At 62.6% G+C, this 16,854-nt stretch carries 9 protein-coding genes; 6 read left to right on the plus strand and 3 right to left on the minus strand.

What is annotated here, in order from left to right:
* Positions 1–66: 66 nt before the first annotated feature.
* The gene (locus D8V06_RS12340; protein WP_130904215.1) at positions 67–1,002 is read right to left on the minus strand and encodes a LysR family transcriptional regulator; all 936 of its coding nucleotides are present in this window, start codon (positions 1,000–1,002) and stop codon (positions 67–69) included.
* Between the two features lie 112 nt (positions 1,003–1,114).
* Here D8V06_RS12340 and D8V06_RS12345 point away from each other — a divergent pair, with 112 nt between their 5' ends.
* The 3 genes from D8V06_RS12345 to D8V06_RS12360 all read left to right on the plus strand — a co-directional run bounded on the left by D8V06_RS12345 (position 1,115) and on the right by D8V06_RS12360 (position 2,784).
* Positions 1,115–1,606 (plus strand): DMT family transporter, encoded by a 492-nt coding sequence (locus tag D8V06_RS12345; protein ID WP_056854810.1) that lies wholly within the window; start codon positions 1,115–1,117, stop codon positions 1,604–1,606.
* A complete protein-coding gene (locus tag D8V06_RS12350; protein WP_130908379.1) occupies positions 1,606–2,067 on the plus strand; it encodes a DMT family transporter in 462 nt (153 codons plus the stop codon). Before D8V06_RS12345 ends, D8V06_RS12350 begins: the two co-directional genes overlap by 1 nt.
* 558 nt (positions 2,068–2,625) lie before the next feature.
* Positions 2,626–2,784: a metallothionein gene (locus D8V06_RS12360; protein ID WP_056854808.1), complete on the plus strand. Its 159-nt coding sequence runs from the start codon at positions 2,626–2,628 to the stop codon at positions 2,782–2,784.
* Between the two features lie 31 nt (positions 2,785–2,815).
* Here the strand turns inward: D8V06_RS12360 and D8V06_RS12365 are convergent, their stop codons facing one another.
* Positions 2,816–3,094: a hypothetical protein gene (locus D8V06_RS12365; protein WP_056854902.1), complete on the minus strand. Its 279-nt coding sequence runs from the start codon at positions 3,092–3,094 to the stop codon at positions 2,816–2,818.
* Positions 3,095–3,120: 26 nt separating this feature from the next.
* On the minus strand, positions 3,121–3,348 hold the full coding sequence (locus tag D8V06_RS12370) for a DUF6555 family protein (RefSeq protein ID WP_008152143.1): 228 nt from the start codon (positions 3,346–3,348) through the stop codon (positions 3,121–3,123).
* A 411-nt stretch (positions 3,349–3,759) separates the two neighbouring features.
* Between D8V06_RS12370 and D8V06_RS12375 the strand changes: the two genes are divergently transcribed.
* The 3 genes from D8V06_RS12375 to mnmH all read left to right on the plus strand — a co-directional run bounded on the left by D8V06_RS12375 (position 3,760) and on the right by mnmH (position 16,545).
* Positions 3,760–14,298, plus strand: a complete 10,539-nt coding sequence (locus D8V06_RS12375; protein WP_130931039.1) for an autotransporter-associated beta strand repeat-containing protein — start codon at positions 3,760–3,762, stop codon at positions 14,296–14,298.
* Between the two features lie 109 nt (positions 14,299–14,407).
* Entirely contained in the window at positions 14,408–15,442 is a 1,035-nt protein-coding gene (selD, locus tag D8V06_RS12380) for a selenide, water dikinase SelD (RefSeq protein WP_056854806.1), read from the plus strand.
* Entirely contained in the window at positions 15,442–16,545 is a 1,104-nt protein-coding gene (gene mnmH, locus D8V06_RS12385; RefSeq protein WP_130931040.1) for a tRNA 2-selenouridine(34) synthase MnmH, read from the plus strand. The genes selD and mnmH overlap by 1 nt, the downstream gene beginning before the upstream one ends.
* Positions 16,546–16,854 lie beyond the last annotated feature (309 nt).

The raw sequence follows: 16,854 nt of genomic DNA on the forward strand, positions 1-16,854 counted from the left end.
GCTGCTACGCAGCCAAGCGGGAGCAAGCTCCCTCGCCACAGAAGCGCAACCTTTCCGTCTGAGGGGTCATGACCTGTCCCAATACGGCACTTCGCCAAAGCATTGGACGAAGTAGTCGATCACCGTCCTGACCTTCACCGACAGGCGTCGGCTGCCGGGCCAGAGTATCGCGATCTGCTGCGGCTCCAGGCTGTTGGATACCTGATAGTTGCCCAGCACCGGCACCAGCGTACCGCTGCGCACCGCCTCGCCAATCAACCATGACGGAAACATCACCAGGCCCAAACCCTGTTCAGCGGCTTGCGTCAGGGTGTCGGCGTGGTTGCCGGTAATTGACCCTTTCACCGAATACGGTACCCACGGCTGTGTACCCTTGCGGAAAAACCAGCGTTGCAGGCCAGCCACGCCTTTGTAGGCCAGGCACTGGTGGTTGGCCAGTTCGTCGGGATGCTCGGGCCTGCCGTGGCGTTCCAGGTAAGCCGGGCTCGCCGCGACCTGAAAGCGCTGCGGCGCCAGCACCCGCGCCTGCATGCTCGAGTCGTGCAGCGAACCGATGCGAAACAGCAGGTCTGCGCCTTCCTGCAACGGTGCGACATAGCTGTCGGTTTGCTGGATATCCAGTTGCAGCTTCGGATAACGCGCGCACAGTTGACCCAGCCAGGGTGACAGGTGCCGCTGACCGAAGACCACCGGCGCATTGATGCGCACCAGTCCGCTCGGTTCGGCTTGTTGTTCCTGCAACGCCTGTTCGGCTTCCTCCAATTGCACCAGCACCCGCCGCGCGTGATCGCCCAGCACTCGGCCAGCTTCGGTAGGCATGACGGCGCGGGTGTGGCGGTAGAGCAATTGCTGGCCGAGGGCCTGTTCGATCAATTGGATCTGGCGGGAAATCGAAGACGGCGCCACGCCTTCGCGGCGGGCGACTTCGGAAAAACTGCCGTGGTCGAGCACCGCGACAAACAGCCGAAGCGCCTTGAAACCCAATTCGTTGAATCCTTGCATGGTAGATCCTGCTGTGCGAGACGCGCAAAAGTGTTGTCCGAATGCTCCCATTTATCGCACAGCTATGCCAATCGATAATGCACGCCATCATTCCTTTACACAGGTGTTTTCTATGCATGCTTCTGTTGATGATGTGGGGGGAGTACCGGCGCCGGTCGCCAACTCCGGGTTGCGTTTATTACTGCTGCCACTGGTGATACTGGCCGGTATGGGCCTTTCCGTGGAGGCCGGTCTGCTTGGCCCTTTGGGTGTCCAGGTCGGTCATTTGTGGGCGACCCTGAGCATTTTCGGGGTGGGCTCGGCGATTCTGTTTTTCCTGCTGTTGCTCAGTGGCCCGCAAAAGGGGCCGGCCCTGAGCGAACTGCCGCGCTGGCAATTGGTTGGTGGCTTTCTCGGGCCGATCTATGTGGTGGTGTTGACCCTGGCAACCCCGCATATCGGTATTGCGATGACCATGATCGCGATCCTGTCCGGGCAGGTTGGCAAGAGCGTCTTGATCGACCATTTCGGCTGGTTCGGCGCCACGCGAAAAAAGGTTAACGGTGAACGTTGGCTGGCCTTGCTGCTGATTGTTGCGGCACTCGTTCTGATTGCCCGGGGGTAATGATGAGTCTGATTATTTTGTTGGCGGTGGTGGTGGCCGCCGGTGCGGTGTTGAGTGTGCAGGCGGCGATCAATGGGCGTCTGGGCGAAACGGTCGGCGTATTGCGCAGCAGCTTGCTGACCTTTGTAGTCGGCACGGTACTGACCGGGTTGCTGATTGTGTTTTTTGAACCGGTTCATGCGGTGAGTTTGCTGCAGGTGCCGAAATGGCAACTCAGCGGGGCGCTGTTTGGGGTTGTCTACATGATGGTCATGGTGGGCGCGGTGCCGCGGGTGGGGACGGCGGTGGCGACGGTGGCGGTGATTCTCGGGCAATTGGCGATGGGGATGTTGATCGACAATTTTGGCTGGTTGGGGAATCCGGCGATTGAGTTGTCGGGGAGTCGGGTTTTGGCGATGGTGCTGTTGGGGTTGGCGTTGGTTTTCATGTATCGCAGTAGTGGGCGGCGCGGGGCTGCTTGACCTTGGCGGCCTCTGGGCCGATCAGGCGGTGGGTTGAACGTGTACATATCCGTTGCTGCGGTAACGGCTGCTTAGGGTTTCGCCCTTACGGCGAGTCACTTTTTTTACAAGCGCCGGAGTGCCGGCCCAGCAAAAAAGTAAGCAAAAAAACGCTCGCCCCTGACGTACGGCCCCTCGCTAAGGCTCGGGGTACCTTCGCTCCGGCATTCATCCGGGGGCATCGCCTCCGGTCTGCTTCGCGACGACCTCCTCTCGATGTGTGCGGCTTCGCCGCACGGCGCTGCGCGCCCACCCCCGGATGAACGCCTCCACTCAGCCTGCCGATGGGGCGGGTGAATCAAGATCAAAAGCTGCAGGCGAGCTAACGCTCGGCCTGTTGAGTGGTTAGAAGCAACGGTGGTTGTATGGCGTTTTGCTTTTGCTTTTGCTCTCCTGTGGTAGCTGTTTGCCGGCGATGGCGGCCGGGCCAATCATCGTGCGAGTCTCCGAGCAACTCCTACACTGGTTGGATGGGCTGTTTCTACAGCCCTGACGACCACTGCAAAAGGAGTCAGCTCCATGACCGACGACCGTACCTGTGACTGTCCGAAATGCAACTGCAAGCTCGGCGAGCATCCGATTGTGCGTCACGGCAAGCACTATTGCTGTGAAGCCTGCGCCAAGCATCACGAACACGGCGAGGAATGCAGTCATCAAGGCTGCAAGTGCGCTCACTGACAATCGTTAGCCGTGCGCAGGAATGTGGAGCCTAATCGGGCTCCACTTCCAGTTTCAGGCTGTTATCGTCCAACCGTTCACTGTGGCGGACGGTGCCGGTCAGGCGACGTCCCTCGACTCTCAATACCACGGTTTTTGCCTGTTCCAGGTCTTCGGGCAAGGGCGCCGTGATGCGCACGGCGAAGCGGTCCGGCGCATGTTCGACCTGTTCCAGGCCAACCCGGCATTCAGCGCTTTTGGTGACGCGACCGAACAGCGTATCCAGCCCGTAGTCCAGATGCGCCGGTTGGCTGATGGTTGTACCTGTCATGCCTATTCCCCCGTGTCCGCCGAGATTCAATTCGCCGGCCGCCATTTGACGTTCTCCACCCCGAATTTCTCCGCCATCGGCTTGCTGGTCTTTTGCACTTTTTCGCGGCCGAAGCGCGGGATACGCCCGACTCCCGCGTCGCAGCTCGCCCAATGCCAGGCTTCGGCGTTATCCATCTTGTCCAGACGGATAATGAACGATTTCGGGGCGCCATGAAGGGTGTACTCGATGACGAAAAGTTTTGCGTTATTCATAAAGCCCTGGATCCTCCCTGTTGTATTAGAGGGATCGCAGGCCACTCGGAAAATTCATTCGGATTGTCGGACGGTGACGATCATGAAGAGCTCCCATCCTGAATGAGCACTGGGCTTGTCGTACAAATTTACGGTTCTGTACAAGTGAGTTTGCTCGCCACTGCTGCCTTGCGATCAACAGGTTTTTTGCCGGATTACCAGGCGAAACTCCAACAAAACCGACGCATTCGCCACCGATAGCACCAAAGTACTAGCACTATTTGACAACTAGCCCATCAGCGAACGTCAAGTAAGGTGTTTCGGGAGTGAAACAGTTTTGGGTCGTAGCAGTTCTGACAGCACGTAACGGTTTACCGTCATTGCTATCTGCCCTTCATGGATTGAAGTGGTTTGACCACGAAAGGAGTTCCCGTGGAAGCAAGGTTTGGCGTTGCCCTGGTTTTTTCGCGTTTTCCCCCACTTTCCCTTGCTGTGCACCTAAGCGTCGCCGGATGGCTGTTCGGCGGTGTGAGCACACCTGCGTTGGCCACCTGCTCGACAGCCGGCTCCACGGTGACCTGTACCGGCGTGCCATCCCTGCCGCTGTTTCTCAACAACTTCAGCAGTGCCACCAACGGCCTGACGATCAACGTCAACGCCGGGGCGCAGATGAACGCAACCCTCGGCGGCCATGTCATGGACCTGACCGGGGTGAACATCAGCCTGAACAACTCCGGCACGATCGACCCGGCGCTGCTGGGTCTGGTTTCGGTGTTGAGTGGCGGTGCGTTCATCGGCAGTGGTGCCACCAGTACCGTCAACGTGCTCAACAATGCTTCCGGGATCATCCGAGGCACGGGAATGCTGCTGGGGCTGAACCTGACCAGCATTGACGGCCTGGCCATCGGCGTGAACAACGCCGCTGCGGGCACTACCAGCATCACCAACAACGGCACCATTACCTCGACGGGTTTGTCGATAGGCGGCATCACCCTGGCGGATACGCCGGTGATCGGCGTCTACGGCGGCTCGCAGGTCAACATGACCAACAGCAGCACCGGCGTGATCAATGGCCGGATCGCGTTCGAGACTTCGGCGGCGGGCAACACCTTTACCAACGCCGGCGCCATCACTGGCGGCGTGTCGATGGGGGCGAGCAGCACCAACACCTTCACGGCAGTGACCGGTTCTTCGGTGCAGGTGGGTGACGGCGTTCAGATTTCGGTGGGGCTTGGCGGACTGATTGGCATCAACCTGACTTTCGCCCCGACCGGCACCGTCGATGGCGGTGCCGGCGGCACCAACCGCCTGATCCTGCAAAACCCCGTGGGTGTCGGCGGTGGCACCACCGGCGTCGGCACGGCGTCCAGCGCGACCTACGTCAACTTCAACAACCTGACCATCAACAGCGGCACCTGGACTTTGCAGGGGCCGCTGGTCAGCGGCGCGACCACGCTCAATGGCGGCGTCGCTCAATTCAACAACAACGCCACGTTTGGCAGCGGCGTGCTGACCTCCAACGGCGGGATCATTCAAGCCAGCAACGCCGGCTTGAACATCAGCAACCTGATTTCGCTGGGGGCTGGTGGCATGACCTTGCAAGGTACCAACGCCACGACGTTGAGCGGCGTGATATCGGGCAGCGGTGGCCTGACCAAGATCGGCTCCGGCCAGTTGAACTTAAGCGCCGCCAACACTTATCTGGGCAACACCACGCTCAACGGCGGCACGGTGCAGGTGAGTAACAATCAGGCGTTCAGTACCGGTACCCTCAATGTGACCGGCGCGACAACCCTGAGCGCACCCGGCACGATCAACCTGAGCAATGCCATCAGCCTCGGCGGCACATTGACGGCTGGCGGCACGGGAGCACTGACCCTCGGCGGTCTGATCAGCGGCGGTAGCGGCATTACCAAAACCGGCACTGGCAGCCTGACCCTCAGCGGCGCCAACAGCGGTTACACCGGCACCACCACGCTCAGCGCCGGCAGCCTGCTGGTGACCAACAACAATTCGTTGGGCAGCGGCGCGCTGAACACCGCCGCCGGCACCAGTCTGGACAGCACCGCCAACGTCACGTTGGCCAACAACATCGCGTTGACCGGCACTCTGAACGTACTCGGCAGTAACGCCCTGACCCTGGCAGGCGTGTTGTCCGGCACCGGCGGCATCAGCAAAAGTGGCAGCGCCAGCCTGACCCTGACCGGCAACAACACCAACGCCGGCAATACCGCGCTCAATGCCGGTAGCCTGTTCGTCGGCAGCAACACCGCGCTCGGCACAGGCGCGTTGAACGCGGCGGCCGGCACGACGCTGGATGCGACCACTGCAGTGACCCTGGCCAACGCCGTAGCGCTGGCGGCGGATCTGACCATTGGTGGCACTCAGGCGCTGGGTCTGGGTGGGGTAATCAGTGGCGCCGGCAACCTGATCAAGAATGGCACGGCAGACCTGACCCTCAGCGGCAACAACAGCTTCTCCGGCGGTACCGCGCTCAATGCCGGGACTTTGATCGTCGGCAGCAACACTGCGCTGGGTACCGGCGCTTTGACCGCCGCCGCAGGCACCAGGCTCGAAGCCAGCACCACGGTCGCGCTGACCAATGCGGTGTCACTGGGCGGTGACCTGGAAGTCCGGGGCAGCGCTGACCTGACACTCGGCGGTGTGATCAGTGGCAGTGGCGGGTTGACCAAGCGCGGTTTCGCCAACCTGATTCTCAACGGCGCCAATACCTATCTCGGCGGTACCACGCTGGCCGCCGGTACCCTCACCGTGGGCAACGCGGCGGCATTGGGCAGTGGTGCGCTGAACGTCATCGATGTATCCACGCTGGACAGCAACAGCGCCGTCAATCTGAGCAACAACGTCAACCTCAACAGCAGTACCCTGACCATCGGCGGCACCAGCGGCCTGACCCTTTCCGGTGTGATCAACGGTGCCGGCCAGTTGCTCAAGAATGGCGCGGCCAACTTGACCCTCAACAATGCCAACACCTTCAGCGGCGGTACCACGCTGAACGCCGGCAGTCTGACCGTCGGCAACGCCGCGGCATTGGGCACCGGCGCCCTGACCGTGGCCGGGGCGGGGAGCCTCAACAGCAGTTCGGCAGTGACGTTGGCCAATGCGATCACCCTCAACGCCAACCTCACCGCTGGCGGCGCCAATGCGCTGACTCTCGACGGCGTGATCAGTGGCGGCAACGGCCTGATCAAAACCGGCGCCTCGAGCCTGACCCTCAACGGCGCCAACACTTACACCGGCACCACGTCGTTGAACGCCGGCTCGCTGATCGTTGGCTCCAACACCGCACTCGGCACTGGCGCACTGAACGCGTCGAACGGCACCACGCTGGATGCCAACACCGCAGCAACGTTGGCCAACAACGTCAATCTCGGCGGCACGCTGACTCTGGGCGGCAGCAACGCGCTGACCCTCAGTGGTGTGGTGGCTGGTATCGGTGGATTGGTCAAGAACGGCGCCGCCGACCTGATCCTCAACGGCGCTAACTCCTATTTCGGCAACACCGCGCTGAACAGCGGCAAGCTGATTGTCGGCAGCAACACCGCGCTGGGCTCCGGCACTTTAAACGCGGCGGCAGGCACCACGCTGGACACCAACACCGCCGTCAGCCTGAACAATGCGGTAGCGCTCGCGGGCGCTCTGAACGTCGGCGGCACAGCTAACCTGACCCTGACCGGTCTGGTCAGCGGCGCCGGCAGCCTGGTGAAAGACGGTGCGGCGAATCTGATTCTCAACGCGGCCAACAATTACCTCGGTGGCACCACACTCAATGCCGGTACCTTGACCGTCGGCAACAGTTCAGCATTGGGTTCCGGCGCGTTGACCGTCGCTGGCGCCGCGACACTGGACAGCAACTCGCCGCTGGTCAGCCTCAACAACGCGGTGGCCCTGAATGCCGCGCTGACCGTGGCTGGAACGCAAAACCTGAGCCTCGGTGGCGTAACCAGCGGTACCGGCCAATTGATCAAGAACGGCGCGGCCAACCTGACCCTCAACGGCAACAACACTTTCAGCGGCGGCACCGCCCTCAACGCCGGTACGCTGACCCTGGGCAATGCCAATGGCCTGGGCAGTGGCGCCTTGATTGTCGGCGGCGCCGCGACGCTGGATAACAGCGCATCGTTCGGCATCGGCAACGCGATCACGTTGAACGCCGGACTGACTGTTGCGGGCAACAACGACCTGAGCCTCAACGGCATCATCGACGGCGCCGGCAGCCTGACCAAAAACGGCCTGTCGGACCTGACCCTGGCCGGCAACAACACCTTCAGCGGTGCGCTGAATATCGTTTCCGGTAGCGTCACCACGCTCAACACCAATGCGCTGGGCAATACTTCCGGCGTGAACATCAGCGCCGGCGCCGGGCTGAATCTGGGCAGCGACGCCAGCCTCGGCGCGCTGACCGGCAGCGGCAGTGTGCAACTGACCGGCAGCAACACCTTGACCGTGGGCAGCGGCAACGTCACCAGCACCTTCGATGGCGATCTCAGCGGCAGCGGCGGCCTGATCAAGGTCGGCACCGGCACCTTGAACCTCACCGGCATCAACGGCATTTCCGGCAACACCGCGATCAATGGCGGCGTCGTCGATCTCAGCGGTTCGCTGGCCAGTGCCCAGCTCAACGTCAACACCGGCGGTACCCTGACCGGTAACGGTTCGGCGCTCGGTACGGTCAACGTCAACAGTGGCGGCCATCTGGCGCTGTCTTCGGGCAACCAACTGTCCGCCGGTGCACTGACCCTCGCGGCCGGCAGCAACGTTGACGTGGCGCTGGGGACACCGTCGACCACGTCGCTGATGAACGTCGGCGGCAACCTCACGCTCGACGGTAACCTCAACGTCACCGATGCCGGTGGTTTCGGCGTCGGCGTGTATCGCCTGTTCAACTACACCGGTGCCCTGACCAACCTGGGTCTTGATGTGGCCAGCGTACCGGTCGGCTACGGCCTCGGCGATCTGCTGGTGCAGACCGGCGTAGCCAATCAGATCAATATTGAAGTGTCGGCGCCTAATGCAAACATCCGCTACTGGGACGGCAGTCAGACGATTGCCAACGGCGTCGTCGATGGCGGCAGCGGCGCATGGAATGCCGTCGGCACTAACTGGACCGATGCCAACGGATTGATCAACCAGCCGTGGGCCGGCGACTTCGCGGTGTTCCAGGGCACGGCCGGCACGGTGACGGTCAACGGCACGCAACTGTTCACCGGCATGCAATTTCTCACCGACGGGTACAACCTGGTGAACGGCGCGGCGGGGCAATTGACTGCGGTGAACGGCACTGGCGGTACCACGGCGGTACGGGTCGATCCGGGCGTGACCGCCACCCTCGGCGTCAACATCGATGGCAGCGGCATTCTCAACAAGCTCGACAGCGGCACCCTGGTGCTCAACGGTGCCAACACCTACAGCGGCGGCACGCAACTGGACGGCGGCAAGATAGTCGTCGGCAGCAATACGGCACTGGGCAGCGGTACGCTGATCGCCAATGCAGGTACACAACTGGACAGCAATACGGCCGTGACCCTTGGCAACGCCGCCACGCTCAACGGTAACCTCACCGTGGTCGGCAGCAACGCACTGACCCTCAATGGCGTGATTGGCGGCACCGGCGGGCTGATCAAGAACGGCGCCGCAAATCTGACCCTCGCCGGCAACAACGCTTTCCTCGGGCCGGTGGCCTTGAACGCAGGCGGACTGATTCTGGCATCCAACTCGGCGTTGGGTTCCGGCACCCTGAACGCCGCGGGCGGCACCACGCTGGATGCCGCCACTGCGGTATCGCTGAACAACGCGGTGAACCTGGTCGGCAACCTCGGCGTCGGCGGCACGGCGGACCTGACCCTTGCCGGCACGATCAACGGCGCTGGCAGTCTGAGCAAAAACGGCGCGGCCAACCTGACCCTCGGCGGCAATAACAACTTCCTCGGCGGCCTCACCCTCAACGCTGGCACCCTTATCGCAGGCAGCAATTCGGCGCTGGGCCTGGGCAACCTCACCGTGGCCGGCGCCTCGTCGCTGGACAGCAACGGTGCGATCAACCTGGGCAACAACGTGGTGCTCAACGCCAACCTGAGCAACACCGGCACCAACAACCTGACCCTCGCCGGTGTGATCAGCGGCGCCGGTGGGCTGATCAAGAACGGCGCCTCCAGCCTGACCCTCAACGGCATCAACACCTACAGCGGCGGCACCACGTTGAATGCCGGAACGCTGAGCCTTGGCACCGGCGCTTCACTGGGCTCCGGGGCGCTGACCGTGGCCGGCACTTCGAGCCTCGACAACAATGCGCCGCTGGTGCTGGCCAACGACCTCAACGTCAACGCCAATTTGAGCATCGCCGGTAACCTTGGCCTGACGCTGGGCGGCGTGATCGCCGGCAGTGGTACGTTGACCAAGAACGGTCTGGCGGTCCTGACGCTCAGCGGCAACAACACCTTCAACGGTCTGATCGATGTGCAGGCCGGGAGCCTGAACACGCTTGGCAGCACTGCGCTGGGCGATAACGCCGCCGTCAACCTTGCGGTCGGCACCACGCTCAACATCGGTGATTCGACCAGCATCGGCAGCCTGACCGGTGACGGCACGGTTGGCATCGGTGACTTTGACACCCTGAGCATCGGAGGCAACAACCAGAGCAGCACCTTCGCAGGCGTCCTCAGGGACGGCATCGACAGGGGCGGGTTGACCAAACTGGGCATCGGCACATTGACACTGACCGGCAACAACACCCTCACCGGTGATACCAACGTCAATGCCGGCACCTTGCAGGTCAACGGTTCGCTGGCCAGCGACAATGTGCTGGTCAACAGCGGCGGCACCCTGGGCGGCAGCGGCACGCTCGGCGGGGCAGTGACGGTGGCCGATGGCGGTCACCTGGCCCGGGTTACCGGCAGCACACTGTCGGTGGGTTCGCTGGTGTTCAGTGGCAACTCCAACTTCGATGTCGGCCTCGGCACACCGGTGTCCGGTGGTGGTAACGCGCTGGTCAATGTCGGCGGCAACCTGACCCTGGACGGCACCCTCAATGTCAGCGACATCGGCGGCTTCGGCAGTGGCGTGTATCGCCTGATCAACTACACCGGAGGCTTGACCGACAACGGCCTGTTGATCGGCACGCTGCCGGGCAGCGTCACTCCGGGCGATCTGACCTTGCAAACCGCGCTGGCCAACCAGATCAACCTGCTGGTCAGCGCACCGGGCGTCACCGTGCAGTTCTGGGATGGCAATCAACTGGTGGCCAACGGTTCAGTGGATGGCGGCAGCGGCACCTGGGGCACCGGCACTACCAACTGGACCGACGTCAACGGCACCACCAATCAGGGCTGGACCAACAACTTCGCGGTGTTCCAGGGCGCTGCTGGCACCGTGACCGTCAACGGCGCGCAAACCATCACCGGCATGCAGTTCGTCACCGATGGCTACAGCCTGCAAAACGGCACGGCGGGCTCGCTGAATCTGCTCAACGGTTCCCTGGGCAACGCTTCGGTGCGTGTCGATCCGAACGCTACGGCAACCATCGGCGTAGCGCTCAACGGCGCCGGCACCCTCGGCAAGTACGACACCGGCACCCTGGTGCTCAACGCCGCCAACGGCTACACCGGCGGCACCGCGCTCAATGGCGGCAAGATCGTGGTCGGCAACAACGCCGCCCTCGGCACAGGCGTCTTGACCGCCGCCAACGGTACGGCGCTGGACAGCAACACCGTCGTCACCCTCGGCAATGACGTAGTGCTCAATGGTGGATTGAACGTGACTGGCTCCAACGCCTTGACACTCGCCGGCGTTGTCAGCGGCAGCGGCAGCCTGATCAAGACCGGCGCTTCGAGCCTGACCCTCAACGGCAGCAACACCTACAGCGGTGGCACCCAGCTCAACGGCGGCACGCTGATCCTCGGCAACAACAGCGCCATCAGCAGCGGGGCGCTGAGTGTGCTCGGCAACGGCACCCTCGACAGCACTTCGGCACTGCAACTGGCCAACGCCATCAACCTCGGCGCGCAATTGACCCTCGCCGGCAATCAGAACACCAGCCTGATCGGTGCGATCACCGGCAGCGGCAGCCTGGTGAAAAACGGCGCGGGCGACCTCGTGCTCAGTGGCGCCAACAGCTACAGCGGCGGTACCACCCTCAACGCAGGCAGCACACGTGGCGACACCAGCAGCCTGCAAGGGGCGATCGTCAACAACGCCGCGCTGACCTTTGAGCAGAACAGCGCCGGCAGCTACACCGGCAACCTAACCGGTACGGGCACCTTGAGCAAAACCGGCAGCGGTGAATTGCTCATGACCGGCAACAACACCTTCACCGGCAACACTTCGGTGCAGGCTGGCAGGCTGCTGGTCAATGGCGTGCTCAACAGTGCCAACGTCGATGTTGCCAGCGGCGCGACCGTCGGCGGCAGCGGCCAGATCGGTGGGGCGTTGCAACTGGCCAGTGGCGCGACGCTGCTCGGTGGCGGCAGTGCGACGCCGTTGTCGGTAGGCTCGTTGGCGTTGTCCTCGGGCACGAACCTGGACTTCAGCCTTGGCTCGGCGGCCAGCTCGACGACAGTGGTCAATGTCGCCGGGGACCTGACCCTCGACGGTACGTTGAACATCAGCAATGCCGGCGGCTTCGGCACGGGCGTCTATCAACTGTTCAGCTACGGCGGCAGCCTGACCGACAACGGCCTGGTCTACGGCAGCCTGCCGGTATCGGCGGCGAACCTGAGTCTGCAAACAGCCATGGCCAATCAGATCAACCTGTTGGTGCAAGGCACGCCGGGTGAAGTGCAGTTCTGGAACGGTGGCAAAACCAACCCGGACGGCAGCATCGGTGGCGGCAGCGGCGTTTGGGGACCGGGCACCAATTGGACCGATCCGACCGGTACCCAGGCATTGGGCGCCAACGGCCAGTTCGCCGTATTCGGCGGGCAGGGCGGTACCGTCACTGTGCAAGGCAACCAAAGCTTCACCGGGTTGCAGTTCCTCGGGAGCGGTTACAGTCTGGTGCCGGCTGCTGACGGCGCACTGACGCCGGTAAACGGCGCGGATGGCAGTCTTGCACCGGTGCGGGTGAATGCGGGGGCGACCACCGAAATTGCCGTACCGCTAATTGGCACTGGCGGCATCGAAAAGCTTGATTCCGGCACGCTGTTGCTCAGCGCTGCCAACACCTACAGCGGCGGTACTACCGTCAGTGGCGGTACGCTGATCGGCAACACCACCAGCCTGCAAGGCAACATCCTCAACAATGCGCAATTGGTGTTCCAGCAGAGTGCCAACGGCCAGTTCAACGGTGTGCTCAGCGGCACCGGTCGGCTGGCCAAGCGCGGTGCCGGGCGCTTGTTGCTCACCGGTAACCAGCCGTTCAACGGTACTGTCTCGGTGGATCAGGGCGTGCTGCAAGTCGGTAGTCTCGCAGCACGCGCGTCGCTCGGTGGACAGATCACCGTGGCCAATGGCGCCGGCCTCAGTGGTAACGGCAGCGTTGGCGCGGTGGACAACCATGGCGTTGTTGCATCCGGCGGGGCTGATGGCACTTTGAGCGTTACCGGTAACCTGACCAACGCTGCCGATGGTGTGTTGGCGCTGACGCTCAGCTCGCCGACCGCCACGCCGCTGGTGGTGGGCGGCACCGCGGTCCTCGGTGGCGGCCTGCAAGTGACCAGCCTGGCACCGTTCACCGGCAACACCACGTATTCACTGATCAGCGCTGGCGGTGGCGTCTCGGGGACCTTCAGTACCACCGATCTGCCGCAATACGCATTCCTCGACACAGCGCTGGTGTATGACGCGAATGCGGTGAACCTGGCAGTCAGTCGCAACGGCAACTCGTTTGCCGACGTGGCCGCGACCGGCAACCAGTTCAACACCGCCACGGCGTTGTCGAACAATGGCCCGGCGGGGGCGGCGTTGCAGAACGAAATCCTCAACCTCAGTGTCGCTGACGCGCGTCGCGCCTTCGACAATCTGTCCGGGGAAATCCACGCGAGTACCGCCAGCGCGATTCTCGAGGACTCACGCTACGTACGCGACGCGGTCAACGACCGTATGCGCCAGCCGTCATACAGCGCAGCAAACGACCCACGCAACGCCCTCGCGCCCAGCGACAATCAGTTGAGCAGCAGCGGTTGCCACGGCGAGATGGTCGGTTGGGTCCGTGCCCTGGGGGCGTGGGGTGAGTCGGATGGCGACAGCAATAGCGCGAAGCTGGATCGCAACCTCAGCGGGTTCATGCTTGGGACCGACAAGCAACTTGATGACCAGTGGCGCGCGGGGATGGCCGCCGGCTACACCCGCAGTGACCTCGATGCCCATGATCGACATTCCAGCGCGACAGTGGAGAGCTACCACCTGGCGGCGTACCTGAACTCGCAGTTCGATGCACTGGCCGTGCGCCTTGGCGCGGCTTACAGCTGGCACGACATCGAGAGCAAGCGCGACGTCAGCGTCGGTGCCTACAACGATCGACTGGAAGCCGATTACGACGCGCGCAGCGCCCAGGTGTTCGGTGAAGTCGGTTACACCGTCGAGGCGGCCGGCACAGCGCTGGAGCCGTTCGCCGGCCTCGCCTACGTCAACTACGACAGCGGCAAGGCCAAGGAAAAAGGCGGGGTGGGGCGCCTGAGCGCCGATGCCGACCAGGACATCACGTTCTCCACCCTGGGCCTGCGTGCCGGCAAACGCATCACCCTGGCCAACGGCGGACAGTTCACCCCGCGTGGCGCCATTGGCTGGCGTCACGCCTTCGGTGACACCAAGCCCGACGCTGACATGACCTTCATCGACGGTGGGGCCTCGTACACCGTGCAAGGCGTGCCCATTGCCAAGGACAGTGCCGTGCTCGAAGCCGGGGTGGACTTCCAGATCAGCCCGACCGGCAAACTCGGCATCGGCTATTCGGGGCAGGTCTCTGGCGATGGCGATGATCATGCGATGACCATCAGTTTCAGCCTCGGCTTCTGATTCGCTTCTGCAATGCTTGACCGCCCGTAAGGGCGGTTTTTTTTACCTCGGCTTCACCCCTGTCGTGCTCTGCTAGAATCGGCGCCATTGACCCAACGAGGTGCCCCTGATGAGCGAGCCGATTCGCCTGACCCAGTACAGCCACGGCGCTGGCTGCGGTTGCAAGATTTCCCCACAAGTACTGGAAGTGATTCTGGCCGGCAGCGGTGCGCAGAACCTGGACCCGAAACTCTGGGTCGGCAATGCCTCGCGCGATGACGCGGCGGTCTACTCCATCGATGAAGAGCGCGGCGTGGTGTCGACCACGGATTTTTTCATGCCGATCGTCGATGACCCCTTCGATTTCGGTCGCATTGCCGCGACCAATGCCATCAGCGATATCTACGCCATGGGCGGCGATCCGTTGATGGCCATCGCGATCCTCGGCTGGCCGGTCAACGTGCTGGCACCGGAAATTGCCCGCGAAGTGATCCGCGGCGGGCGTTCGGTGTGCGATGAGGCCGGCATTCCACTGGCCGGCGGCCACTCCATCGATGCGCCGGAGCCGATCTTCGGCCTGGCGGTCACCGGACTGGTGGAAAAACGCCACATGAAGCGTAACGATACCGCCACCGCCGGATGCTTGCTGTACCTGACCAAACCCCTGGGCATCGGCATCCTCACCACCGCCGAGAAGAAGGGCAAGTTGCGCAGCGCCGATGTCGGCCTGGCCCGTGACTGGATGTGTACGCTGAACAAGCCCGGCAGCCGCTTCGGCAAACTCGACGGCGTGACCGCGATGACCGACGTCACCGGTTTCGGCCTCCTTGGGCATCTGGTGGAAATGGCCGACGGCAGCCACCTGACCGCGCGCATCGAATACGATCGGGTACCGCGCTTGCCAGGTGTCGAGTACTACCTTGAACAGGGCTGTGTGCCAGGTGGGACCTTACGTAACTTCGACAGCTACGCCAGCAAGCTCGGACGCCTGCAAGAGTTGCACAAGCGCGTGCTGTGCGATCCGCAGACCAGCGGCGGCCTGCTGATCGCCGTCACTCCCGAAGGCAATGCCGGATTTCTCGCCGTGGCGGCCGAGCTGGGTCTGGATCTGGCGCCGATCGGTGAACTGGTCGAGCGACAGAGCTACGCGGTCGAGGTGTCTTGATGTCTGTCGACTGCACCGATTACCGCGACATATTCCTCAACGACCGGCCGATGATGGACGCCCGGGCACCGGTGGAGTTTGCCAAGGGCTCGTTCCCCGGAGTGGTCAACCTGCCACTGATGAACGATCACGAGCGGCAGCGCATCGGCACCTGTTACAAGCAACAGGGTCAGCAGGCCGCCATCGAACTGGGCCATCAACTGGTGTCCGGGGCCGTCAAGGCCGAACGTATCCAGGCCTGGGCGGCGTTCGCCCGGGCGCATCCCGATGGGCTTCTCTATTGTTTTCGTGGCGGTCTGCGTTCGCAGATCGTTCAGCAATGGCTCAAGGACGAGGCGGGTATCGATTATCCGCGGGTCGGTGGCGGCTACAAGGCCATGCGTACCTTCCTGCTGGAAACTGTCGATCAAGCCGTTGCCCAGTGTGATTTCGTATTGCTGGGTGGCATGACCGGCACCGGCAAAACCGAAGTCCTGACTCAACTGAGCAACGGCTTGGACCTTGAGGGATATGCCAATCATCGCGGTTCCAGTTTCGGCAAACGCGCCACGGGCCAGCCGTCGAATATCGACTTTGAGAACCGCCTGGCAGTGGACGTGTTGAAAAAGCGCGCCCGCGGTCATGCGCAATTCGTGCTCGAAGACGAGAGCCGCGCGGTCGGCAGTTGTGCGCTGCCATTGCCGCTGTATCAGGGGATGCAACAGTTTCCCATGGTCTGGCTCGAAGACAGTCTGTCGGGGCGGGTCGAGCGAATCCTGCGCGATTACGTGGTGGATCTGTGTGCCGAGTTCATCGCCGTACATGGCGACCAGGGCTTTACGCTGTTTTCCGAGCGTTTGCTTGAGAGCCTGAACAACGTGCAGAAGCGCCTGGGTGGCGAGCGCCATCAACGGATGCTGGTCCTGATGGAACAAGCGCTGATTGAGCAGGGGCGAAGCGGCGCGGTGGATTTGCACCGCGGCTGGATCGAAGGCCTGCTGGTCGAGTATTACGATCCGATGTACGCCTTTCAGCGCGAGAAGAAGGGCGCGCGGATCGAGTTCGCCGGGGAGCGGGGAGCGGTGATCGAGTATTTGCGTCAGCGGATGAATCAGAAGGTTTGATGGTGGGTTTACCGGCCTCATCGCTGGCAAGCCAGCTCCCACAGTGTTCTTGGTTGCTCACAACATTTGTGGTCACTGCAGCCCCCTGTGGGAGCTGGCTTGCCAGCGATGAAACCCGAACAGACACCGCACAACTCAGGTCGGACAGGTCTCCTGCCCATTATCCAGACCCTCCCACAGTGTTATTGGTTGCTCACAACATTTGTGGTCACTGCAGCCCCCTGTGGGAGCTGGCTTGCCAGCGATGAAACCCGAACAGACACCGCACAACTCAGGTCGGACAGGTCTCCTGCCCATTATCCAGACCCT

The sequence above is a fragment of the Pseudomonas sp. Sample_24 genome (genome assembly GCF_004307605.1).
Lineage (GTDB): Bacteria > Pseudomonadota > Gammaproteobacteria > Pseudomonadales > Pseudomonadaceae > Aquipseudomonas.

Bases quoted from the DNA above. Each gene is read 5' to 3' on its own strand.
- D8V06_RS12370 (WP_008152143.1), bottom strand. From the start codon at position 3,348: ATGAATAACGCAAAACTTTTCGTCATCGAGTACACCCTTCATGGCGCC.
- D8V06_RS12340 (WP_130904215.1), bottom strand. From the start codon at position 1,002: ATGCAAGGATTCAACGAATTGGGTTTCAAGGCGCTTCGGCTGTTTGTC.
- D8V06_RS12365 (WP_056854902.1), bottom strand. From the start codon at position 3,094: ATGACAGGTACAACCATCAGCCAACCGGCGCATCTGGACTACGGGCTG.
- selD (WP_056854806.1), top strand. From the start codon at position 14,408: ATGAGCGAGCCGATTCGCCTGACCCAGTACAGCCACGGCGCTGGCTGC.
- D8V06_RS12350 (WP_130908379.1), top strand. From the start codon at position 1,606: ATGATGAGTCTGATTATTTTGTTGGCGGTGGTGGTGGCCGCCGGTGCG.
- mnmH (WP_130931040.1), top strand. From the start codon at position 15,442: ATGTCTGTCGACTGCACCGATTACCGCGACATATTCCTCAACGACCGG.
- D8V06_RS12360 (WP_056854808.1), top strand. From the start codon at position 2,626: ATGACCGACGACCGTACCTGTGACTGTCCGAAATGCAACTGCAAGCTC.
- D8V06_RS12345 (WP_056854810.1), top strand. From the start codon at position 1,115: ATGCATGCTTCTGTTGATGATGTGGGGGGAGTACCGGCGCCGGTCGCC.